The sequence below is a fragment of the Dictyobacter alpinus genome (assembly GCF_003967575.1).
GTDB lineage: Bacteria > Chloroflexota > Ktedonobacteria > Ktedonobacterales > Ktedonobacteraceae > Dictyobacter > Dictyobacter alpinus.
In genome coordinates this window covers 1,606,082-1,627,880 of the sequence record NZ_BIFT01000001.1, presented here as the reverse complement: position 1 = coordinate 1,627,880, position 21,799 = coordinate 1,606,082, and the positions used below count along the sequence as shown (strand labels likewise).

Below are 21,799 nucleotides of genomic sequence, written 5' to 3'. Positions count from 1 at the left end.
TCGCTGAAAGGATGTCAATGATGCTCAAAGATACATTATTATACCTTGCTCAGAATCCACGTTTACGTGACTTTGTTGTCCAGAACAAGATTACACGCACCGCCTCCCGCCGCTTTGTTGCCGGTGAGGTTCTAGAGGACGCCGTACGTGCTACACGTACCCTTAACGAGCGTGGTATTCAGGTCGCGTTGGATTTGCTGGGTGAGAATGTAGCTCTCAAAGAAGAGGCCGCCGAAGCGACTAAAGCATATATGAATGCAATTGAACTAATCGGCAAGACGCAGATGGATGCGAATGTTTCGATCAAACTAACCGCATTGGGATTGGATATTTCTCCCGACATCTGCGAACAAAATCTTTTAACTATTTTAGAGTGCGGTCGTCAATGCAATGTGTTTGTGTGTATCGACATGGAAGGTTCAGATTACACCGAGCATACCGTTGCTATGACAATGCGCGCTTATGAGCAATACAAGCAAGTAGGAACGGTAATCCAGTCCTATTTGTATCGTAGCCATGCTGATGTCAATAAACTGGTAGACCAGGGTGTACGCATACGTCTGGTAAAGGGTGCTTATAAAGAGCCTCAGAGCGTGGCGTATCAAGAGAAGTCTGATGTCGATCAAAACTATGTGCAGTTAATGAAAATCTTGCTGGCTCGCGGCAATTTTCCTGCCATCGCTTCGCATGATGAAAGTATCATCGACGAGGCCTGCAAATTTGTACGGGATCATGGCATCAGCAAAACATCCTTTGAGTTCCAGATGCTCTATGGTATACGCCGAGATCTACAGGAAAAACTGGTCAAACAAGGGTATAATGTCCGTGTCTATGTTCCCTATGGCTCACATTGGTATCCTTACTTAATGCGGCGTATGGCTGAACGTCCCGCGAACCTGATGTTTGTGGTCGCTAACAGCTGGCGTTAATATTCCATATATCCTGATAAGGAGCGTATATGCCTGTTTTGCCATATAAAGGAATCTGGCCAAAGCTAGGAAAAAATGTATTTATTGCTCCTGGTGCTATGGTCATAGGCAATGTTGTTCTTGAGGATGAGGTCAGTATCTGGTATAACGCAGTGCTGCGTGCGGATAGTGGCTCGATTGTGGTTGGACGCCGCAGTAATATCCAGGATAACTGTACTTTGCATGTGGACGCTGATGCTCCCCTGGTTATTGGGGAAGAGTGCACGATTGGACATAATGCTGTGGTCCATGGCGCAACTCTGGGTTCCCGTGTGCTGATTGGTATGAATGCTGTCGTGCTTTCACACGCTAGCATTGGGGATGAGAGCGTTATTGGGGCTAGTGCTCTGGTAGGGGAGCATAAACACATTGCTGAACATGTGCTGGCCGTTGGTATGCCTGCCCGTACCGTGCGCAGCCTGAATGAAGATGAGCGGGCCGTTTTAGCTCTCAGTGCCCAACACTATGTTGACGAGGCCCGTGAGCACCAGGCAAGCCAGGAGTAAATTTCAACAACAAAAAAGGATCTTCGCCCGACAGTGAAGATCCTTTTTTGTTGTTGAAATTTTTCAGGCGGTTAACGTGATTTTAAATGTATCGGTCAGAACCTTTTGATTCGGGCGCTGAATTTCTACTTTGATATTCCATAGTCCTGCCATACTGAAGGCTGAGCGTTTATCGAAGGTGGCAATGTAGACAGGATTTCCTTCCTTTATGCTGGCCTGCCCTTCTCCCATATCCATTAACTGCATGTTGACTGTGAGATTGACGTTTGCAGTGGTAACGGGCCGGCCCTTGTTGTCATTGATCAGGATGATGATCGTATGCTCATAGCCAATACGACCAGGTAACAACTGCAGTGTGACTGATAGATCTCCCATTTGTCGTGTCTGGGAAGTTACAGGGCTATTTGGACGCGTTACTCCCGGCTTTGGGTATTGTACATTAGGAAAATCAATAGGTGGTGCGAAAAATTGTTGTAGCGCGGTACATAGTAATATAATAGCGCCGCAAACGACCAGTGATCGTGTTGTGAGTTTCAGTAACCGTCTTGTGCTGTTCAACTCTGATTGACGCGTACGTCGGGCTGGTAGATCGGCTTTGACAACGGGCAAAAGCATGGCCTGATGGGTCAACCTGGGACGAATCCAGCATACCGCGTAGATGCTTAAGCAGGTTGTAAGGAACGTCACAACAATTTGTATCAGCAGGGTACGTCCAAAAGGATCTGTGATTAATTGTTGCGCGTCGCTGATGCTTGCTTCTCCCAGGAAAAGTCCGGTGATCAGTTGAATGCCCATGCCTGCTAATAGGATCGGCGTCAGGCGGCGTAGTAAGAAGGTCAAGGTTTCGGTATTGTACTCAAGTTCAGCACCACTCAGTAGGGGCAGAAGCACGTAGGCAAGGTATGCGAAGCCTCCCAGCCAGATACCTTGCGCAATAAGGTACAGCCATGCGAACACAACTGCACTGATATGTGGACTGAGCACCTGTGCGACTGAACTGGTAAAGACGAATGTAAGTGTAATCAAACTGACCAGTATCAGCCAGACCAGGTTGTGGCGTTGCGGGTGGGTTGGCTCGTTTGTCGGCGTTTCCAGGAGTTGACGCGTTTTTCTAGGACCAACTGCTTTCATTTCCTGCGTTGAGAGTCGCTCAAAGTTGGTTATAGGTTCCGGATCGGATTCCGGTATCTGGGCCAGTTTACGATGCTGTGTCAGGTAGAGAAAGATCATGGTGGTTGCGATCAGTAGCAAGCGCAATAGCCAGACAGAACCATAGGTCGTCTCTGGTATCAGCCGAAAGAGCACCGTGACATCCAACGGTTGCATCGTGCTGGCCAGGCGAACCATCCTCAGGATCAAAGAAAGAATTTCCCCACAGAGCAGGACCGAGAGACAGAGCCATTCTAATGCATACGTTTTCTTTCTGGCCTGCGCGAAGATACCTGATCCTCGACCAGCGGTAAGAACCAGTTGCTCGACAACCAGTAGTCCGATCCAAAATGTTAGCGCCCCGAGAGTTAGCCATTCCCAGGCGATAGAGAGTAGAGCAGTAGTATCTATTTTGTGGATGCTATCTAGATTATTACTACTACCAGGACCTAATGTTGCTGTTCCATCGACCCCTGTACCCGAATAACCAACATCAAAGCCAATGATGCCATAGGTTGTATTCCCATCATTATTGGCTACTGCGGTCCAGATCACTTCATAACTACCTTCTGGCTGGGTATCGGGCGTCTTAATAGACGTAATAAGTTCCTGGGCATTGGTTGGCGAGACATGGCTGGCTGCCGCATTAACCTCGTTCAGCTTTCCATTCTGGATTGAGTAAATATGTGCACTGCTGATAGAGCTGATTGGTGCGTTAAAAAATATATGTACTTCGCTCGGCACTTTGCCAACAGTAGATCCATCGACTGGACTGGAGCCGATAACGTATGCATGGGCCTGAGCGGCTGGTGATGGCATGAACAGTGCCATGCAGAAATATCCTAGCAGGCTCAGAAACAGTGCTATTGGAATAATTGGCAATCGTCTTTGTTGCATATGTTTTCTTCAGATATGGCACGCCTGTATAAAAAAGAGTTGCTTTTTCTTAATAATGGCAAAGTTAGCGTGCGTCATGTGGAGCGTTCCCAAACGATCCCATACGTGGGCTGTGGTGGCGGCCTTTTCCATAGCATGTATGCCACTTAATGACGCATTATGAATAACTCTGATTGTACACCAGCATTCTAGTTGCTCGCAACATAAGGTCTATACGATTTGTCGCGACCTGTCCTTTTGATTATAATAGATGGAAACATATCTTTCCTATAAAAAAAAGAGTTGTAGTATGAAAAAAAAGTATTGGTGGCAGAGTTGGTCTCGCTTTGTGTTATGGTCACATGTGATTGGGGTGGTGGGTTTTTATAGTATCCTCTGGTGGCGAACCTCTCCTCGAAAAGAGGATCGTCTATCTGTGCTTCCCCCGCTTACGAAGAATGCGACTGGTGGCTCGGCACATAATGGCGAGCAAAAACATGATCCTTTTGTGTCGGTTATTGTACCGGCTCGTAATGAGGAGAGCAATATTCGCCGGTGTGTACAATCATTGCTTGAACAAGATTATGCAAACTATGAAGTAATTGTGGTTGATGATGGTTCGACGGACCAGACCGGGGCGATTTTGGATGAGTTGGCCCAGACACATGCCCACGGCAAGCGTTTATGGGTGTTGCGTCTACGTGATGAATTACCGGCTGGCTGGGCGGGAAAACCGCATGCGCTTCATAGTGGTGTACAAGAGGCCGGTGGCGATTGGTTTCTTTTTACGGATGCTGATACCTGGCATGCTCCAAATAGTTTGCGCTCAGCTATTACCCAGGCTGTCGCTGAGCGGGCGGACCTTTTCACACTGGGTGCTGAGCAGGAACTCCCTACTTTTTGGGATCGTGCCTTGATGCCAATGGCCTACCTCGGTATTAGCATGCTTTATCCTCCACGCCTCGTCAATGATCCCAGCAGTCCGCTGGCGGTCGCGAATGGACAATATATCCTGATTCGGCGTAGCGTCTATGAAGAGCTAGGTGGATATGGACGTCCAGGTATGCGTGATACATTGCTTGATGATCGAGATCTGGCGCACCTGGTAAAATCGCATCATTATCGCCTGCGCTTCATCGATGGGGCTGGCCTGATCCATGTGCATATGTATCGTAGCCTGTCGGATATCTGGCGTGGCTGGCGAAAAAATGCCTATCTCGGCAATCGCGGTGGTGTGCTGTTTGTGCTGACCCAGTTGTTTGGTCTGCCAATGATCTCTATCATCCCATTTCTCTTGCCATTGCTGGCTCGCTTAACCCGTAGCAAACGCTCTGCTGGCATTTCATCTCGTGAAGCCGCCCTGGCAACTGGACTCGAATTAGGCCCTTTGCTGGCATATCGAGCCTGGCTTAATAATCAGTTACAAGTGCCATGGTATTATGCTTTTACCCATCCTCTCGCCGGAGCTATCTTCACAGGTATCCTGGGGCAATCTACCTGGCGCGTCCTGACCAAACGTGGCGTAGACTGGCGTGGCAGGCAGTATCATGACCAGAATGCCAGAGGATCGCATGACTCGCGTGTGTCAGACCTGTCTCATTAAATTCGAGTAGTTCCAAAGAATATGGTGTACCTCTTGTGGCTTCTAGTAGCAACTCACAAGCCCTGTGGCAAGACTCGGCAAGAGGTACACCGTATTCTTTATCCTATTTTTATCGCTTCTTCAACTTCTGTCGTATTTTCAGGACTATTGGAGCGGAAATTTTTGTCTGCCCCCCGTGATGGCTGCTTGTACTCTCGCTGAGCTTTGACAGCGTGTTAGCTTACATCCCCTTTTATGAGTTGATACAAAAAGGGTGCACAGCACCCTTTTTGTATCAACTCATAACGAGTGGGGGCACCTGCGCTCCCCAGGCAAGCTTGAAACTTATTCCTTTACTGCACGAGTGGCAGATCAATTCCCAATTGTCTCAGTAAGCCTGAGATACCGCCGCCTGCTACATGCTGTATATTCATCGCAGTAATCAAACCATCACGTAACTGATACGTCACATTTTCAGTTGGCAGTGAGACGCTACTGGCTGTTTGCGGTATTGGTGGCGTACCCAGGATAGGAATGATAAAGCTATCAGTCTGATACCCCTGGACCTGTACGGTGCCGGTAATCGTGGATGCTTGCTCAAGTATATTATGGATATTAAAAGACAATCCAGGGATACCTTCTTTAATGTTTGAGAGCAAGGTCAAAAAGCCCTGTTTATCGAGCGAGCGTGGTGTCCAGCCGCTAAACTCAAAGTCATCTGCCAGGTAGTTGGCTGCGTTATCAAGCTCATTGCTATCTAATGCAGTCATGAAGTTTCGTACAATATCTTCACGTCTGGTCTCATCTAAATTCATATATTCACTCCTTCTTTTATAGTTATCTAGGTCAGATAGTTTTTGTCACCCTTTAGATACACGATAGAGTGAGGGGATGAGGAGACGCCTGTCCAGAAATCAACTACCAACCAAATGTTCCTCGGCCACCTTTGAACGGACCCACAATATCTTTGGTAATCCAACCACCATAGAAATCCCCTTCTTGCGGCTGCACCTTTTCTCTATTGACATAGCAGGCTTCCATGAGAGAAGGGTAGACCGCTATATAGTTGGCAATGGACTCATAACCCCGGGTGGGTTGTGGATAATACCAGGCGCCGTCTGGGACTGATTTTCCATCCACGGTAATGGTGTAATAGGATGCCTGCCCCTTCCATTCGCAGTAAGAATGTTTTGGTGTGGGTATAAAATACTCCATTTTCACATCTTCAGGTGGAATATAATAGGCTGGCGGATGGCTGGTCTCCAGGATGCGTTTGGCGCGCCGGGTATTGGCGATGATAATCCCATTAAAAACAACCTGAATCAATTTCTGACTATCTTCCAGGCGCGGAGGACGTGGATAATCCCAGACCGATTCCTGTCCTGGTCCTGGTTCAATCCGTTTGCGTAACATGAAGCCTCCTTTTATGTGTGTAAGCTACCTTTTCGTCCAGAGAGCTAAAAACAGGACTATCTAAAGACATGAAGCGGGTAATGATATGCTGCGGAAAGGTTCAGCGTGTTTTGCCTATCCTGAGTTGCCAGCTCGCTAACGTTTCATAATCAAGACTTTAAAATTTCCCATGCCCATTGGACTTGTGAGAGTGGAGACACGTTGGCGTAGATTGTACCATTGTAGTAGCGCTATCTGTCCCTGATCACTGGCACGGTCAGTGTCAATCTTGCTAAACTGTTGTTGGTGAATGTGTTCAAGTTCCTCATAAATGCCATTATCCATGAGCCATTTTCTTTGGGTAGTCAATGCATGCAGGCGTAATCCTTGTTCCCGTGCTACACGGATCAGGGCTGTGAAATTGACGTGGGCGGTAATATCTTGCTCGCCTGGACGTGCCAGTGGCCGATCGCTCATCTGGTGGTTGTAGTAGCAGGTAAGCGTACCATAGTGTCGATCATCCGTGTAAAGCTGACGAGCTGTATCTCCATAATCAATGGCCAGTATAAAGCCTCGGCGTTTGCGTTTAGGATTGGTTCCTAACAATAGCTGGCTGGTGCGTTCCATCCATGTCAGCGCGTCCAGATTAATCTCAGCGCGCCAACCATCGGCAAAGCTACGCCATGGAACCTTAAAGCTATCCAGATAATCGATAAGTGCAGCGTTTTCGAACTCTCCCAATATTTCCTGCAAGCGACCATTATGGCTGGTCACATAGATCTCATAGAGGTGTTCACCCTGTTTTTCGACCACATGTACCGGGAAGGCATCAACCAGTTCATTGGATAGGATCACCGCAGGTTCAAAATCACCAGCCAGAGATGCAAGGGCATCATTTCCCGTATTGATATCGGCTGTCTGGTACAAAAGGGCGTCTGCGAACTCAGGCGCATCCTGGCTGGCCCACTGCTGAATCTGCCGGCCCAGATCACCCCGACCTGCCCCCTGCTCAAGCACTCCAAAGCGCGCGGGCTCTCCCAGTTGCTTCCACATCTGCTGTAACTGACGGCCCATACTATGGGCGAAAAAGCTAGCCACATCGGTACTGGTATAATAATCGCCTTCCCAGCCCATCTTCGCGGCTCCAGTGACATAGTAGCCATAATCAGGCTCATAGAGTGCCATGCGCATATACGTCGCGAAAGAGATTGGGCCCTCGTCTTGAATGCGTCCAAGGATACGTTGCTGTAATGATGAAGATACTTGCATACTGAAAAAATTCACTCCCCAATGTCCAACGGCGTTGGATGTTTATGTCGTGGTCATTTACCTTACTTATTGTGGGCAAGTGTGAGGGAGAGTGTCAAGTGGAACGTGGACCTGGAAAAGGTCCGCGCCATAGCTTAGATGCCAAAGTTGACGACGAGTAGATCAAGGGCCAGTTCAGGGGTTAAACGGCTCCGCTTGAGTGCGGCATCGGTCGCCAGTAGTTGGCGATAGGTGCCTTCTAATTGTGCGGCATTAAAATTTCCTACCTGGCGCAAAGCTTTATCCGCGATAAAAGGCGCGATACCCAGTGTCGAGGCGATCTGTCCGCCCCGCATGCCCTTTTGGGCCAGCTCTTTGACCAGGAGTAATGAGCGTACCTGTGATGTAATGGTACTGATGAGTTTCAGTGGTGGCTCACCATCGGCCAGAAGATCATGCAGAATATTCAATGCCTGCTTACGATTACGCTGTGCTAACGCATCCGTGAGGTCAAAGATACGCGCCTCCTGGACCTGCGCTGAAAGCTTACGAATATCATCGACATTGATAGTGTTACCAACGCCGACATACATCGCAAGCTTATCCAACTCATTCGCCAGGAGACGCAAGTTATTACCGATGAAGTTGCCTAACAGGCTTACCGCCTCTGGTGCAATCTTGACACCGATCGCTTTAGCACGGTTGGTGATCCATTTATCTAAGGCTGCACCCTTGGGGAGCATACTTTGTATCACCTTGCCATGCTTTTCGGCCGCCTTCAGAAGGGCACTACTACTTTCAAGCGCCTCTTCTACCAGCACAATGAGAATAGTCGTATCTGGCATCGTGGTAATATGTTCCGCTAACTCTTTTTCAAAGCCAGCCCGGCCGATCGCACCTTTAGCACTTTTCCGACCTTTCTTTGCCTTACCACCTTTGCTCTTATCTTCTACTGAGGACGCACTTTCTCCGCGCTTCTTTTTGGGTAAGCCATCGATCACTACCAGACGTTGCTCACTTAAGAAGGGGAGGGTATTGCTGGTCATAATGACCGATTTTATATCGACATCCGCTCCCATATAAACTTCCTGGTTGAAACCAAAGTCACCCTGGGAACGCAGCTTTTTTAGCTGTTCACGGCTTGTGAACTCGTCTTCACCATGTAAAAGATAGAACATTGCCAGTTACCATTATTCGTGTGAGACCTGTCGGCGATAGTCGCGGTTATTGCGACGTGCGACGATCAGATCAGCGATAATGCCGCCAATCAGGCCTGCGGCAGAGCAGAGTAGAAGTCCACCAAAAAATGCTGACGCACCATTTGCTCCATTGATCGGGTTGGGGAAGATAAGAGTTCCCGCCCAGGCTAGAATGACCAGGAACGCGATGATTGCGCCGGCCAGGCCTCCTAGTATCACTGCTGTGCGATTTTTTACGGCACTTAACCAGTATACCAGGAAGAGGGCGATTGGCAATGAGATTAGGAGTCCAAAAAAGGCTCCGATAGTGACTTGATCTAGTGAGAGCGCGCTAAGAACCATAGTAAAAGATGCCTCCTGAGGATAAAATCGTTGAAATAAGGTGTATATATCGTTTTAATTATACGGCAGTTTTGACTTTTCTGACAACATTCCTACCTTTGGTTGTAGGGGGTTTAGTCTCTCTTGACCTCACTCGTTCCCTGACGGGAACGTACATAATTTATTCCATGGTACAAAAAATGCGCAGTGCGCATTTTTTGTACCATGGAATAAATTGTTTTAAGCGTAATACCATGGAATAAATTGTTTTAAGCGTAATACCATGGAATAAATTGTTTTAAGCGTAATACCATGGAATAAATTGTTTTAAGCGTAATACCATGGAATAAATTGTTTTAAGCGTAATAAAGATTTAAGACTAAAATTGATCTTTTAGACTTTGGCTGTTTCTGGTACGTTGACGTTATTCTTTGCATTGATGTGGCGGGTTTGTTGCCATTCTGAGACTGTTTGGATCAGGGTGCCAAACAGAGATGCATCGGTTTGGTGGGCGTTGTAGAGGGCCCAGCCGATTTTGGGCAGGCTTAAGGCATCCGAGTAGACCAGATAGCGGCTTTCCCAGGTTGGCTGGAATTTCTTTTTGAAGTTGAAGAGAGATTGATTCTTGCTGGGATTTCCAAAGCGATCGGTCAGGAAATCGATGCTGGTACCCAGGAAGGTATCGTCTTCTTGATTGGCATTGCTCAAAGGTGCAAGGCCAAGGCTGATCATAGCGCTACCACTATTTTTGAGATGCTCAATGGTGCGAGCTAATAAAAGTTCCATTGTACCTGGGGCACATTGTTCAGCACGGCGCATCAAGTCCAATCCCCAGCCGCGACGGCCATAAATGGGGATAAATGATACAAAGGCATGGACCTTATTTTGTGTATCAACTGCGAGTGCATAGATCTGTCTGGAATCTCCCTGAGGATCAAAATGTCCCAGGCTGAAACCCATCTCAGAGCCGCCTTTTTCAGCCAGCCAGTGATGGGAAATCTGCTCCATCTGTTTTAATTGTTCAGCATCAGTAACATGGCCATTATAGAAGATGACGCGTAGCCCATCTTTTTCTGCTCGTTTGGCGCTAGAGCGTACATTAGCCATTGCTCCACCTTTGAGGGTAAAGTTCTGAGCGTCGAGGACCGCGTCCTCTCCAATCTTGAGCAGTCGGAAACCTGCCGCTCGATAGAGGGCCGCAGCCTTATCGCGAATCTGCCAGAAGACAATTGACCAGTCCTGTTCATGGCAGAAATCGACAAATTGTTTGATAACCAATGGCATCTCAGATTCCGGACCAATGGGATCGCCCGCCACGACGGCGGTGCTGCCCCGCAAGACATAGCTGATGACTGATTTGCCCGAGGCTGAAAAGTAGTAGGATTTTTCTTCAGTGAGCGCAAAGTAGCTGATGGAGTTGGTCCCATACAGTTGTACGATCTCGTTTACTTTGTCCCTGGTGCTGGTATCAGGTATCAAGACTGCAGCTACCGGTCGGAATATCTGGACCATACCATAAAGGATGGCGCTAATGCAGAGCATGGGTAGTGCATGCTGAAAGAAAAATGGCTCTGTATCATGAGGAATTCTCAAGTTGCCATGGGCGAACATATGCAAAATGACGCCATGAATACCAATACGATCAATCCATGGCTTGAAATCATCATAGAGCGCAATGAAGCCACCTATGGCATAGAAGACAACAATGCCCAATCCCAGGCTCAGTGCAATGTAGCCACGTCGTGCCGAAGGTGGATCACTTTTCGCTCGGAAGTAACTGCCTAAGGAGTAAAGAGCAATGGCCAGTGCCAGAGCGATAACTGTTGCTAATACGGAACCACTACGCCGGATATGTAGTAAGGCTGATAGTACTAAGAGAATAACGGTTATACTCCACGCATGCTTTTTACCACGTGCCAGACCATATGAAAGAACGATCATAAAGAAGCCAACTACAACCGTAAATGTTTGTGCTGGTACGCGATGATTCAGAATTGGCCAGGCCCCAAGGAAAAAGCTCCAGCTAAATCTAGGAACAATGGCTGATAACATATCCGATAAACCAACCAGTACAGTAATAAGACTGGTCAGATAACGGATTATATGTCGTATGCGATCAGATTTCATTGTTTGATGTTTTATTTCTATCTGCATAAAGCCCTTCGTTCATCACATCTGTGCTCAAGTTACGAGGTGGAAGATGTGAATACCTGCATTGGTGCCACGTGCGTTCTAACATAACTCATTTATGCCACAGTATTACTTTTCCTGCATTTTTTTGGATTGATAAACACATTTTTATACCACACTACAAAGCATTGCCCGCTTCTTAAATAGTATCATTGATCTTATTGTACCTTGTTTCAATGCGTGGCACATTCGATATAGTACCGATTTCCTTACTCTGCCTTCCGATAGGATAAACGTAGAACGGCACAAATTTTTAAGCATTCTCATTATCTTCTTATGCTATTCTAATATTTATCCATGTAATCAGACGTATATCTATTTCAAAAGGTTGCAGTGACAGTACTTCTTTATCTTAGTTATAGCAAAATTTTTTTACTTTGTCTGTTAAATTGGAAACAAAAAACTTGTGTCTCATGCCCCCTTTTTCTGGACTATTACCCTGTATGCCAGCTATTGATAAACTGCAACACCATCTGGCCTTATACGTATATATAGCTGTAGAGATAATGGGCAGTGAGCTCTGGGCCTGGTGATAGTGGCTCATATTTTGCAGAACTGAGAGGCATTGGAATGATGCGTAGAATGACGACACTTGGACTGAATGAGCGCGTTGAGCGTGTTTTGGCATATTCGTTATTCTGGGTTTCGGGATTTGTGCTTTTGCTGGTTGAAAAAAATGAAAATGTGCGTTGGCATGCAAAACAATCTTTAATCACATTTGGCACACTCTCTTTACTCATGTTTGGCGTGACGATGTTAAATACGACCTTGTCATGGATCCCTTTGCTGGGAGTTTTAACCTCGTTTGGCCTGGGACTCTTGTTGCGCATCCTGATATGGACGTGGTTTATTCTCTGGATCTGGTTGATGATTATGGCGTGGGTACGTCCAGATTACCGTTTACCTTTTGTGAGTAAGTGGGTTCGGAACATCCTTTAGCTGACCTATGGTTGTTTTAAGCGCGACTGGTAAGTGACTTTGATTACTTATTCGCCGCGCTTAAATATTCGTGCTATTGCTTATCTTTGTAGAGTAGACCCAGGGTTAGCCCAAATACGAGGTGGCGAACGATATTCTGCCAGAACGAGGTCCAGTTGGCGAGTTCAGGCAACTCTTTATTTTTGATCAAGGGATGATATTTGTCTGCCAGTGGAGTCAGCCACCAGGCACTGATAATAAAGATCTCACCAAAGATAGATCCTTTCAGCCAATTTGGGCCTGGTAGAAAGCGTTTCAGGACAGCTGCATAGATTTCAGCCAGGGCTGCTCCATTGAGAAAATGAATGATCCATGAAAGTATCGTGATTTTCCTGGTCTTTTTTTCGCCTCCCAGCAATCCCTGAATGAAACGGACATCGCTGAAGCGATTGCCGATCAGAAACTTATCTCCTTCCATGGCAATGCTATAAGCGGCGGTGGCTACTATGCCGATCAGGGCCGCTTTACCGGGACGCCATGTTGGTGTGATAATTTTTTGTATGCTATTCATCATAACTGTTCCTTTTAATATTCAATGCCGATTAAGTAATTATTCAGATCTTATTGAAACCTCTGGCATTAACCAGATTTCTTTTGTGCCGTTGCGGAAAATGCTCGGCGGCGCCGAGCATTTTCCGCAACGGCACAAAAAGTTTTTTTGCTCTGCGAAGCAGAGCAAGGCATTTGATCTCGAAAGAGCGCTGAATAGTTGCCCGATTACTATAGTATAGTGATCTGCTGATCAACGCTTTTCTCGTAAGTAAGGGATGAGCAACGCTCTTTTTAGGGACGTGTCTTCCCTGGTAGAAAGGGTATATGCAATAAGATCGCGGTCAGACTACCCCAGAGAGTAGCAAGTAGATTGACCATATCATTATCCATCCACTTCAAACCGCGTAGGTAGCTGGTGTTTGTGCCACAGCTATGCACACGCCGTTCAGTCTCTTTGTGGCAGACAGGACAATAATAGATAGTTTGTATGGTCGCACCCAGCAGACTATCGAACAGGCTACCGCTAAAGCCGCTAACCAGAGCGATGAATGGGAGTGACACTGAAGCCTGGCGCTGGAGCAGCTTAAAGACCAGTCCTATCGTGAAGGCGCCGATAGCTGATGCCCCAGCTCCTAGTGTGCTCACGCCACCTGATGTACCCGGTATGGTGGGTTGGCCCGTAGTAATAAGACGTGGAGGTTGCTGACTTAATACGCCAATCTCGGTTGCCCAGGTATCTGCGTTAGCCGTAGCCAGGGCTCCGACAAAGCCGGCCTCAAAGCTAGAGCGTAACGTGGGTGTCTGGCTTAGCCCATATCCCAGCGCCATTACGGTGGCCACACCACCATTAGCCGCTACCTGCGCCAGATCGCGTTGTGAGCCTTTGCTAAATTTATCCGCAGCCGTCGCTGCTTTGTCGGCGGCGCGAAAATGTGAGAAGAGGCTTGAGGAGACAAAAAAGAAAATCAGCGAAAGTCCCCATGAGGGACCACCCAGGCCAAAAGTTGTCGTACCAGTGGTAATTGCGCCCAGGATACCGCTACGGCTTAATGAGCGGCGTCTATAAGCCAGCAGACCAATAGTACTGCTAAACAGGAGGCCAAAGACCAATCGGAGCCCGGTCTGCTTTATCTCTTTGCTGTTAGTTGCATCCCGGGAAGTGAATAAATTGGACATCTACTAGTACCTCATCAAAAATTGCTATGCTTTCTGTTACAGAAATCAGTTCTTATCAGTTTTATCTTAAAGAAGGCATGGTATAAAGCAAGTATTGTTCTTTATGTAAGAAGAACGTACTCTTTGTCAAACTGCCAGTCGGGTATTGTCTCCAACTCGACATAGAGGTGAGGATGGAGTGGGTCGATATGTTTCATTAAATGAATATCCACCACACGATTGTCGTTAAGCCCCAATCCTTCACAGATTGCGTCTTGCGTAATTTTTAGCCCGCCGTCAAGATCGCGGCGGAGTGGTGTAGCGAAATAAAAATCCAGCAGGAGTGCCAGGTGACCTTGTTGGAATTGAAAACGTAATGTTTCAGAGAGCTTCCCCTGTTGTTCGAGCCTGCGTAGTAAACTATGCACATCGCGTTTAAAGCGTCGGGCAACCTGGGTACTGACCCGGTGACCATTGACCGTAGCATATTGTTGATTGATGCCCGGTGGTAATGGGAGAGTCAGACAGAGCCGTGGAGGAGATAGATAGACTTTTCCTTCTGGTTCATGTATTTGCTCATCCATAGCTTTCTCCTGCCTATATAGTACTTTTGGAATAAATAATACAGTGCGTATTGTATCATATCACCATGTCTTATCTTGTAAATCATGATCGTTGTCAAGCTGGAGAAAGAGTGATACACTGCCTAGAACGAGGCCTGGCGAAAGTGAGGAGTAAAAGTGATCAAGTGTAACCGCTGTGGAAATATGACCCCTGCTGGCGCAGTTTGTCAGGCATGTGGCGCACCACTCGCTGGCATGGTTGATAATGGACCAGCCCAACGAATGGGATTTCAAGACCAGCCAGAATTACCGGCATGGTTGGAATCGTTGCGTGCCGGTGAACGTTCGGCACCGCCTGCTAATAATCCTGGGAGTTTTTCTCCCGCCGATCTGATTGAAGAAGGGGCCTTTCCAAGTTGGATGCGCTCAGAACGTGGGGATTCACGTGATAACACGGCAGCTAATCCTCCAGTATCTGCGCGTCCCGCCTCTGAGTCAGATCAGGTGCCTGAATTTGGGAATGCTCCCTCTCAAGGCTTTACGGCCCAATCCTTAATTGATGAGAAGTCATTGCCCTCCTGGATGCAGGAGGGGAAGTCGGCGGCCCCCCCCGCTCCTTCCACACCTGGAAGTCTGGACGCATCAAGTTTGATTCAATCAGATAATTTGCCAGACTGGATGAGAACATTACAGCAGCAGCCTGGACCCAGAAATAATCCAGCGCCGCAGCAACCTGCACCGAGAGTTAACCCGGCGCCACAGCAACCTGTGCAACCACAGGCTCCGTTAGCGCCTGCGCCCTCCCCTGGAGTGGGTTTTTCGGCACGTGATCTGATCGATCAGCAAGCCCTGCCCTCATGGATGCAGCCGCAGAATGAGCGTACTGGTAATACAGGCAGTTCTTTCCCTGTGAACCAGAACCAACCGGCTCCGAATATACCAGCTCCACCAACTCCGGGCCAGACGGGTTTCTCAGCTTCATCTTTATTAGATATAGATGCTCTGCCCTCATGGATGCAGGAAGGTGGCAAGCATACTGGTCAGCAGCCAGGAAATAATCCACCGGCTCCAACTGCCCAGAGTGGAGCCTGGCCGACCGCGCAATCTAATCCAGCCTGGCCTCCTGTCAATCAGCAACCCGCGGCAAGCTTTCAGCAGCAGCCAATGCAAACGCCTCCAATGGGTGGGGGAGCGCCAGCCGAAGGAAATCAGTTATCGGCGGCATCCTTCATCGATCCTAATGCATTACCTGAATGGATGCGTTCAGCTGGTGGTCAGTCCGGTCAAATGCCATCAGCTCAGCCAGGAATGGGTTCTGGTGTGCGCCCCGGTGCTTACGGTGTTCCCCCACGTGTAGAGAACATGCGTGTTCCTAGTCGCCCACGTGGTGAGGTGAATTCCAATGAGAGCAGTGAGCTAGCCGCTAATGTTTTCGCTTCAATGCTTGGTGTTGCATCGGCGACTCCTAATTATCCTGCTCAGCAGCAGCAACCTCAGATGGAGCAGCCAGGTCAGGCCAATCCATTTGGGCAGAGCAATCAACCTGGTCAGGCGAATAATCCATTTGGACAACCAAATCAGGGAGCATCCGCTAATCTCTATGGTCAGCCCGATGTGGGCAATATGTATGGACAGCCCAGCCAGCCCAACCAGGGCAATATGTATGGACAGCCTGGACAAACTGAGCAAGGCAATCTCTATGGTCAGTCAGGCCAACCAAACCAGGGCAATATGTACGGTCAACTAAATCAACCTGGACCAATGGGGCAATCTGGTATATCGCAGCCTAGCATGGGTGGAATGCCTAACACTCCTCAAGGTATGAGTGGAGTATTTCCGCAGAACTATGGTGCAGGTAATAGTTTGTCTGGTATGTATGGCAATAATTATCCTGGTAACCAGGGACAGGGTAATCCCGCAATGGGTGGTCCATCCGCGCCTAATCCGAGTGCTGGTCCATCCTACTCTGGTAATGCTTATCCTACATCGGCGCAGTCATCCGCATCTGATGCCGCGTCCGATCAAAAGAATAACAAAAAACGTGGATTGTTCGAGGCAATTCGCGAGTGGCTTTCTCGTTAGTCGGAGAGAAGAAGGATACCGGAAATGTATACACAACCCTATCCAGAGGGTGGACAGGGTCCAGCTCAACAGAATTCAGCGACCCCCAACTCTCTGCTGGTCGCTGATTGCGGGGCCGTTTTTACCAAGGTCTCGCTTTTTGGCCTGGTTGAAGGCAATTATCGTTTGATGGCACGTGGGGAAGCGCCATCAACGATTAAACCGCCTCTAGAGGATGTTTCTGAAGGCATTATTCAAGCCATTAATGTGGTTGAATATGTGACCGGCAGAAAATTCATAGAGAATAAGCAGATTATTTCACCTGAGAGAGCAGATGGGGATGGTGTTGATATTTTCATTGCCACTGTGAGTGCAGGCGATCCTTTACGTGTCGCGGCTCTGGGAGCTGTGACTCCTGAATTAGATAGTCTGACCTCCCAGGCGGTTTCTGGCTTATATGCGCAGGTACAAACGGTCCCTTCTCCTTCCTATGTAGCGGTGACCACTCCAGCTAATGTGGGTGCTTCTGTCGGTGGTGGTAATGCTGCCTGGACGCAGGAGCGTATGGCGATGGAGTGGGAGCGGCAGGTGAGTCGCTTGCGTGAAATGCAGCCGCAGGCGGCCTTAATCGTTGGCGCGGCGGATGGTCCTGCTGGCCCTTCAGCTCTACAGGAGGCCTGCCAGCTATTGATTAGCGCTGCCAAACAGGGTACCACGCAGTCAGCTGATGGAACACCAAAACATTACTCGGTTGTCTATGCCGGTGCTCCTCAATATGTAGATGCGGTCCGCCGTATGTTACAAAACGTTGCCGATGTGACACGCATAGAAGCCCTGACAGGCGCGGCCCAGTTAGGTGCTGTCAGTGCGGCCATTGGTGCACTCCACGAAAAAGAAGGCTTGCAGCAGGTTCCTGGTTATGATCGGCTTCGTAACTGGTCCCCATTTAGTCTGGTCGCTTCGGCCACTTCGCTCAGCAGCCTGGTACGCTTCCTGGCCCAGCATTATGCAATGAATGTTACCGCTATTGATGTCGGTGGTAGCACAACCACCGTGATGCTGGCAGGGGAACAGGGTGAATTTATTCCGATGGTCAATGCGGGCATTGGTGTGGGAACAAATATTGGTGATATCCTCCAAAAAACGGGTTTGCAGAACATTACACGCTGGCTTCCATTCCTGATCTCAGAGGATGAAGTGCGTCAATTTGTCCTGAATCATATGCTTCATCCCCAGACCTTACCAACGGATTCGCGTGAGCTGGCCTTGATGCAAGCGTTTGCCCGTGAGGCGATTGCCCTGACGATTGAAGCTGCCCGTAAGAGTAGCCATCTGGAGTTGCCGGATACAGATCTTATTCTGGCGACCGGTGGTGTCCTCTCGCATGCGCCCAAATATGGACAGGTAGCGATGATGTTGCTGGATGCTTTACAGCCTCGTGGCGTCACCTCTCTGGTAGTCGATAGCACGATGTTGATCTCGCAACTGGGGGCTGTTGCGACCGCTGCTCCTGTGATGGCGGTACAAGTCAATGAGAATGATGCTGTCTCGCATCGACTAGGGACCTGTGTAATTCCCTTTGGTAATGTCCAGCAGGGCCAGCTGGCTGTGCGGGTTGGGGTAGAATATAGTAATGGCAGACAATTGAATGTTGATGTGATGGGTGGTTCAATCGAAGTTATTCCATTGCAGGTAAATGAGCAAGCTCTGCTAACATTATTCCCGGCTCCAACGGTCGATGTTGGGCTTGGACCTGGAGAACGCGCACGCGCCGCTGAAGAGATCGATGGTGGTCTGATTGGACTGATCATTGATGCCCGTGGCCGTCCGCTGGTTTTGCCCGCTGAAGACACTGAGAGGCAGGCCCGGTTACTTCAATGGTCTCAAGCACTGGGGGCGTAATCGGGAAGATTACTCTCGTGAGAGGTTACCGCCATGGCTTATCCGTCAGGCTGGCCTGTTATTCCGCGACTGATTGTAAAACGAGAGCGTTGGCCAGATGGGCATTCGGTCAGGGGTATCCCATTAGTGTATCGTAGCCAGGAGGTCGTTCCTGACCAACCTGTGCTGCGAATTTCAACCAATACAAACGTATCCGAGCATGAGAAGAGCCCCTCTTCTCATGCCTCATCTAAATCCACCTCTGAGATAGATATTCCATCAGGCCTCCATGGTCGCGTGATCGGCTTTACGCCTCGTAATGGCGTGGTAATTGAGAGTCATGCTGTATTGTTACAGGGCATCGTTGGCGCAGGTCGCCAGGTTGCCGGTGTACTGACCATGTGGCGTACTCCCAGTAACTATGTTTCCCAACCGATTCCCCCTGGGGCGATTCTCGTAGTGCCAGGTCAATTGAGCTTTGCTTTATTGCATCAGGCCTTGAATTCAGGTGTAGTTGGTGTCGTGGCCAGCAGTATTACCCTGAGGGACCTGGAAGGCTTTCTGCGTACCGATTATCTGCACCTGGTCAAAACCTCTGATAGCGAGCAGGCACAGGAGCAGTTGCCGCCTCTGACCATCCTTCTGACTGAAGGTATTGGCTCAGCAACCATGCCCATTCATATCTTGAACCTTTTACGTCAGTATCAAGGATCTGTCGCTTTGCTCTCCGGGGCACTCTCTTTACGGGAAGGATTGTCTCCCGAATTGGTGATCTCGATCCCATTGAGCGAGATAGAAAAGGATTGGCAAGCAATCCAGCCTGATATTACCCTGTCATTAGGTTCGCAGGTACGTATCAGTTCCGGCGAGCGTACAGGTACCACAGGGATGGTCGATTATTTCTTTGTATATGAGCAGCTTTTCCCTTCTGGTATTCGTGCGCGAGCCGTGCGACTTCGCCTGGAGGATGGATCTTTTGAAGTCGTGCCCCTAACGATGGTCGAGAGAATCAGCTAGTAAAGTTATCCACATTTTTGAGGGTTATCCACATCGTAAATAAAAATATGTGGATAACCCTCTATGCATCTTTAATACACTGTAATGGCCAGGTTAAGCTAGGGTAAAATGAGTGAATGGCCCTGCATATCCTTCGGCTGCGGAATATTCATCGCTTGTAAGACGGTGGGGGAGACATCCGCCAGAATGCCATCGCTGCGCAGTTTGGCCTGGGCGAAACGTGGTGACACAAAGTAGAGTGGTACCGGGAACGTCGTGTGCGCGGTAAATGGCTTACCAGTCCCATATTCGATCAACTGTTCCGCATTGCCATGATCGGCAGTAATTAAGACGCTACCACCTGCGGCCAGGGTTGCCTCAACTACACGGCCCACCTGTGTATCGACAGTTTCCACCGCCTTGATCGCGGCTTCAATAATGCCTGTATGTCCAACCATATCGGCATTGGCATAGTTCATAATGATCAGATCATACTGACCACTCCGGATACGTTCGATGGCGGCATCGGTGACTCCGGCCGCGCTCATCTCTGGCTGGAGATCATAGGTTGGTACCTTGGGTGAGGGAACCAGAATGCGATCCTCGCCTTTGAAGGGAACCTCGCGTCGGCCATTGATGAAGAAGGTGACGTGGGCATATTTTTCAGTTTCAGCGGTATGGAATTGGGTCATACCCTGCTCCGCAACTACCCGTGCGAGCGGCATCTCTACCTCATCGGCGCGATAAGCGACCTCCGCATCCAGGCCTTCTTCAAACTGAGTCATCATCACGTAGCTTAGATCAGGGATGCGTGGACCGCGCTCAAATTTACCTTCAGCCTGTGGTGGTAGATCCTGCATCACAAAGGCTTTGGTTAATTGTCGTGCTCGGTCTGGACGGAAATTGTAATGGATTACAGCGTCGCCAGCCTTGATGGTGGACACAGGATGTCCTTCTTCCATAATCACGGTTGGCAAAATAAATTCATCGGTAAGTCCGGCATCATAGGATTGTTGAATGGCGGCCAGCGGGGAAGGAGCCTGTTGTTTAGCCTCACCTCGCGTCATGGCCCAGTAGGTAGCTCCAGTGCGCTCCCAGCGATTATCGCGATCCATGGCATAATAACGTCCGGTGACTGTCGCGACTTTAGCTGGATGATCACCGCCAATTTCTTTGGCGCGTGTCTGCAGACGTTGCATAAAATCAATGCCGCCGGTAGGAGAAGTATCGCGGCCATCCGTAAACGCATGAATATAGACGTGCTCGATAGTATGTTTGGCTGCGAGGCGCAGTAAAGCCTCCAGGTGGGTCTCATGGGCATGCACTCCGCCATCACCCAGCAAGCCACAAATATGGAGTTGAGATTGATTTTTCTTCACATGTTCAATAACCTTCAGGAAGGCCGGATTCTGAAAGAAACTTCCATCCTGAATCGACTCACTGACACGCGTATAGTCCTGGAGAACGCGTTTGCCTGCGCCAATATTTTGATGTCCTACCTCTGAATTGCCCATCTGGCCGTCTGGTAACCCGACAGCGGCCCCTGATGTTTTGACCGCCGTGTGAGGCCATTCACGCGCAATTTTATCGATATTGGGGGTGCGGGCCTGGGCAATCGCGTTGCCCTCCTTGCGTGGATTGATACCCCATCCATCCATGATAATCAGAACAAAAGGGTGTTTCCGTCCGGAAGGTGTCGTGCTCATGTATTTTTTCTACTCCACGATGATATAAAGGGTTAAACGATGGTTGATCTTTTTATTGTAGCACAGTGATCTGATCGCCCAGAACAGCCGGCCGCTAACCGTTGTGTATCTATTCTATTGCCTGTTCCGTGTTCTTGAGTGTACTGGAAGTATTTTTGTCGGTATAATTAGAAATACAAGGAGTGAGAATGTGGTTGCGAATTTATTAAATTTATTCATCATTGTACTGATTGTACTTTTCGTGATTGCCATTATCATACTGGGATTTGCTTTGTATCGTTCGAGGAATGCTGGCAAGCGCGTTCCTTCCAGTACAGCGCCTATTCCTGATGCATCTCAGCGGAATGAACGGACCAGAGTGGATCAAGATCCCACAACTATGTCCGATGTTAATCGTAAATACAATGAGTCAACAAACGATGATGATATAGCGAGAGATCGTTAATATATTGGTGCGCGGATTGAGATTGGAGAAAACCGCTTAAGGCACGTTAAACTTAGGGATTGGTTATTTTTCAGCAACCAGACTGCTTGGA

Annotated in this window: 19 protein-coding genes; 8 read left to right on the top strand and 11 right to left on the bottom strand. The window is 48.6% G+C overall.

What is annotated here, in order from left to right; all coding sequences use genetic code 11:
- Positions 1 to 17: 17 nt before the first annotated feature.
- Positions 18 to 929 carry a proline dehydrogenase family protein gene (locus EL633_RS06360; RefSeq protein WP_246039091.1) on the top strand — a complete coding sequence of 304 codons (912 nt, stop codon included), beginning with the start codon at positions 18 to 20 and terminating at the stop codon, positions 927 to 929.
- A gap of 29 nt (positions 930 to 958) precedes the next feature.
- Positions 959 to 1,474 (top strand): gamma carbonic anhydrase family protein, encoded by a 516-nt coding sequence (locus tag EL633_RS06355; RefSeq protein WP_126626381.1) that lies wholly within the window; start codon positions 959 to 961, stop codon positions 1,472 to 1,474.
- A gap of 63 nt (positions 1,475 to 1,537) precedes the next feature.
- On the opposite strand, the gene EL633_RS06350 is transcribed toward EL633_RS06355, so the two are convergent.
- Complete coding sequence (locus EL633_RS06350) at positions 1,538 to 3,520, bottom strand: copper resistance CopC/CopD family protein (RefSeq protein WP_126626380.1); 1,983 nt, start codon at positions 3,518 to 3,520, stop codon at positions 1,538 to 1,540.
- A gap of 289 nt (positions 3,521 to 3,809) precedes the next feature.
- Between EL633_RS06350 and EL633_RS06345 the strand changes: the two genes are divergently transcribed.
- Positions 3,810 to 5,102, top strand: coding sequence for a glycosyltransferase (locus EL633_RS06345; RefSeq protein WP_161981992.1), 1,293 nt, complete (start codon positions 3,810 to 3,812; stop codon positions 5,100 to 5,102).
- Between the two features lie 332 nt (positions 5,103 to 5,434).
- Here the strand turns inward: EL633_RS06345 and EL633_RS06340 are convergent, their stop codons facing one another.
- The 6 genes from EL633_RS06340 to EL633_RS06315 form a co-directional block, all read right to left on the bottom strand.
- A complete protein-coding gene (locus tag EL633_RS06340; protein WP_126626378.1) occupies positions 5,435 to 5,896 on the bottom strand; it encodes a nuclear transport factor 2 family protein in 462 nt (153 codons plus the stop codon).
- 103 nt (positions 5,897 to 5,999) lie between these two features.
- Positions 6,000 to 6,494, bottom strand: coding sequence for a DUF427 domain-containing protein (locus tag EL633_RS06335; protein ID WP_126626377.1), 495 nt, complete (start codon positions 6,492 to 6,494; stop codon positions 6,000 to 6,002).
- Between the two features lie 135 nt (positions 6,495 to 6,629).
- Positions 6,630 to 7,742: a class I SAM-dependent methyltransferase gene (locus EL633_RS06330; RefSeq protein WP_126626376.1), complete on the bottom strand. Its 1,113-nt coding sequence runs from the start codon at positions 7,740 to 7,742 to the stop codon at positions 6,630 to 6,632.
- 134 nt (positions 7,743 to 7,876) lie between these two features.
- Positions 7,877 to 8,899 (bottom strand): DNA polymerase III subunit delta, encoded by a 1,023-nt coding sequence (gene holA, locus EL633_RS06325; RefSeq protein WP_126626375.1) that lies wholly within the window; start codon positions 8,897 to 8,899, stop codon positions 7,877 to 7,879.
- A gap of 12 nt (positions 8,900 to 8,911) precedes the next feature.
- Positions 8,912 to 9,262 carry a PTS sucrose transporter subunit IIBC gene (locus tag EL633_RS06320; protein ID WP_126626374.1) on the bottom strand — a complete coding sequence of 117 codons (351 nt, stop codon included), beginning with the start codon at positions 9,260 to 9,262 and terminating at the stop codon, positions 8,912 to 8,914.
- Positions 9,263 to 9,634: 372 nt separating this feature from the next.
- Positions 9,635 to 11,368 (bottom strand): bifunctional lysylphosphatidylglycerol flippase/synthetase MprF, encoded by a 1,734-nt coding sequence (locus EL633_RS06315; protein ID WP_161981991.1) that lies wholly within the window; start codon positions 11,366 to 11,368, stop codon positions 9,635 to 9,637.
- 633 nt (positions 11,369 to 12,001) lie between these two features.
- Between EL633_RS06315 and EL633_RS06310 the strand changes: the two genes are divergently transcribed.
- On the top strand, positions 12,002 to 12,370 hold the full coding sequence (locus EL633_RS06310; protein WP_136624404.1) for a DUF4870 domain-containing protein: 369 nt from the start codon (positions 12,002 to 12,004) through the stop codon (positions 12,368 to 12,370).
- Positions 12,371 to 12,443: 73 nt separating this feature from the next.
- Here the strand turns inward: EL633_RS06310 and EL633_RS06305 are convergent, their stop codons facing one another.
- From EL633_RS06305 to EL633_RS06295, 3 genes are all read right to left on the bottom strand, one after another.
- Positions 12,444 to 12,923, bottom strand: coding sequence for a DUF6789 family protein (locus EL633_RS06305; protein WP_126626371.1), 480 nt, complete (start codon positions 12,921 to 12,923; stop codon positions 12,444 to 12,446).
- Positions 12,924 to 13,192: 269 nt separating this feature from the next.
- Positions 13,193 to 14,077, bottom strand: a complete 885-nt coding sequence (locus tag EL633_RS06300) for a DUF92 domain-containing protein (RefSeq protein WP_126626370.1) — start codon at positions 14,075 to 14,077, stop codon at positions 13,193 to 13,195.
- A gap of 101 nt (positions 14,078 to 14,178) precedes the next feature.
- A complete protein-coding gene (locus EL633_RS06295; RefSeq protein ID WP_126626369.1) occupies positions 14,179 to 14,640 on the bottom strand; it encodes a RusA family crossover junction endodeoxyribonuclease in 462 nt (153 codons plus the stop codon).
- A gap of 156 nt (positions 14,641 to 14,796) precedes the next feature.
- Between EL633_RS06295 and EL633_RS06290 the strand changes: the two genes are divergently transcribed.
- From EL633_RS06290 to EL633_RS06280, 3 genes are read left to right on the top strand one after another with little or no spacing between them, the layout of a single operon-like run.
- Positions 14,797 to 16,701: a polyadenylate binding domain-containing protein gene (locus EL633_RS06290; RefSeq protein ID WP_126626368.1), complete on the top strand. Its 1,905-nt coding sequence runs from the start codon at positions 14,797 to 14,799 to the stop codon at positions 16,699 to 16,701.
- Between the two features lie 24 nt (positions 16,702 to 16,725).
- Positions 16,726 to 18,582 carry a glutamate mutase L gene (locus EL633_RS06285; RefSeq protein ID WP_126626367.1) on the top strand — a complete coding sequence of 619 codons (1,857 nt, stop codon included), beginning with the start codon at positions 16,726 to 16,728 and terminating at the stop codon, positions 18,580 to 18,582.
- A gap of 33 nt (positions 18,583 to 18,615) precedes the next feature.
- Positions 18,616 to 19,578 carry a hypothetical protein gene (locus EL633_RS06280; protein WP_126626366.1) on the top strand — a complete coding sequence of 321 codons (963 nt, stop codon included), beginning with the start codon at positions 18,616 to 18,618 and terminating at the stop codon, positions 19,576 to 19,578.
- A 98-nt stretch (positions 19,579 to 19,676) separates the two neighbouring features.
- Here EL633_RS06280 and gpmI read toward each other — a convergent pair whose 3' ends face one another.
- Positions 19,677 to 21,263 carry a 2,3-bisphosphoglycerate-independent phosphoglycerate mutase gene (gpmI, locus tag EL633_RS06275; protein ID WP_126626365.1) on the bottom strand — a complete coding sequence of 529 codons (1,587 nt, stop codon included), beginning with the start codon at positions 21,261 to 21,263 and terminating at the stop codon, positions 19,677 to 19,679.
- Between the two features lie 190 nt (positions 21,264 to 21,453).
- Between gpmI and EL633_RS06270 the strand changes: the two genes are divergently transcribed.
- Positions 21,454 to 21,708, top strand: coding sequence for a hypothetical protein (locus EL633_RS06270; protein ID WP_126626364.1), 255 nt, complete (start codon positions 21,454 to 21,456; stop codon positions 21,706 to 21,708).
- Positions 21,709 to 21,799: the final 91 nt, after the last annotated feature.

Bases quoted from the DNA above. Each gene is read 5' to 3' on its own strand.
- EL633_RS06360 (WP_246039091.1), top strand. From the start codon at position 18: ATGATGCTCAAAGATACATTATTATACCTTGCTCAGAATCCACGTTTA.
- EL633_RS06355 (WP_126626381.1), top strand. From the start codon at position 959: ATGCCTGTTTTGCCATATAAAGGAATCTGGCCAAAGCTAGGAAAAAAT.
- EL633_RS06350 (WP_126626380.1), bottom strand. From the start codon at position 3,520: ATGCAACAAAGACGATTGCCAATTATTCCAATAGCACTGTTTCTGAGC.
- EL633_RS06345 (WP_161981992.1), top strand. From the start codon at position 3,810: ATGAAAAAAAAGTATTGGTGGCAGAGTTGGTCTCGCTTTGTGTTATGG.
- EL633_RS06340 (WP_126626378.1), bottom strand. From the start codon at position 5,896: ATGAATTTAGATGAGACCAGACGTGAAGATATTGTACGAAACTTCATG.
- EL633_RS06335 (WP_126626377.1), bottom strand. From the start codon at position 6,494: ATGTTACGCAAACGGATTGAACCAGGACCAGGACAGGAATCGGTCTGG.
- EL633_RS06330 (WP_126626376.1), bottom strand. From the start codon at position 7,742: ATGCAAGTATCTTCATCATTACAGCAACGTATCCTTGGACGCATTCAA.
- holA (WP_126626375.1), bottom strand. From the start codon at position 8,899: ATGTTCTATCTTTTACATGGTGAAGACGAGTTCACAAGCCGTGAACAG.
- EL633_RS06320 (WP_126626374.1), bottom strand. From the start codon at position 9,262: ATGGTTCTTAGCGCGCTCTCACTAGATCAAGTCACTATCGGAGCCTTT.
- EL633_RS06315 (WP_161981991.1), bottom strand. From the start codon at position 11,368: ATGAAATCTGATCGCATACGACATATAATCCGTTATCTGACCAGTCTT.
- EL633_RS06310 (WP_136624404.1), top strand. From the start codon at position 12,002: ATGATGCGTAGAATGACGACACTTGGACTGAATGAGCGCGTTGAGCGT.
- EL633_RS06305 (WP_126626371.1), bottom strand. From the start codon at position 12,923: ATGATGAATAGCATACAAAAAATTATCACACCAACATGGCGTCCCGGT.
- EL633_RS06300 (WP_126626370.1), bottom strand. From the start codon at position 14,077: ATGTCCAATTTATTCACTTCCCGGGATGCAACTAACAGCAAAGAGATA.
- EL633_RS06295 (WP_126626369.1), bottom strand. From the start codon at position 14,640: ATGGATGAGCAAATACATGAACCAGAAGGAAAAGTCTATCTATCTCCT.
- EL633_RS06285 (WP_126626367.1), top strand. From the start codon at position 16,726: ATGTATACACAACCCTATCCAGAGGGTGGACAGGGTCCAGCTCAACAG.
- EL633_RS06280 (WP_126626366.1), top strand. From the start codon at position 18,616: ATGGCTTATCCGTCAGGCTGGCCTGTTATTCCGCGACTGATTGTAAAA.
- gpmI (WP_126626365.1), bottom strand. From the start codon at position 21,263: ATGAGCACGACACCTTCCGGACGGAAACACCCTTTTGTTCTGATTATC.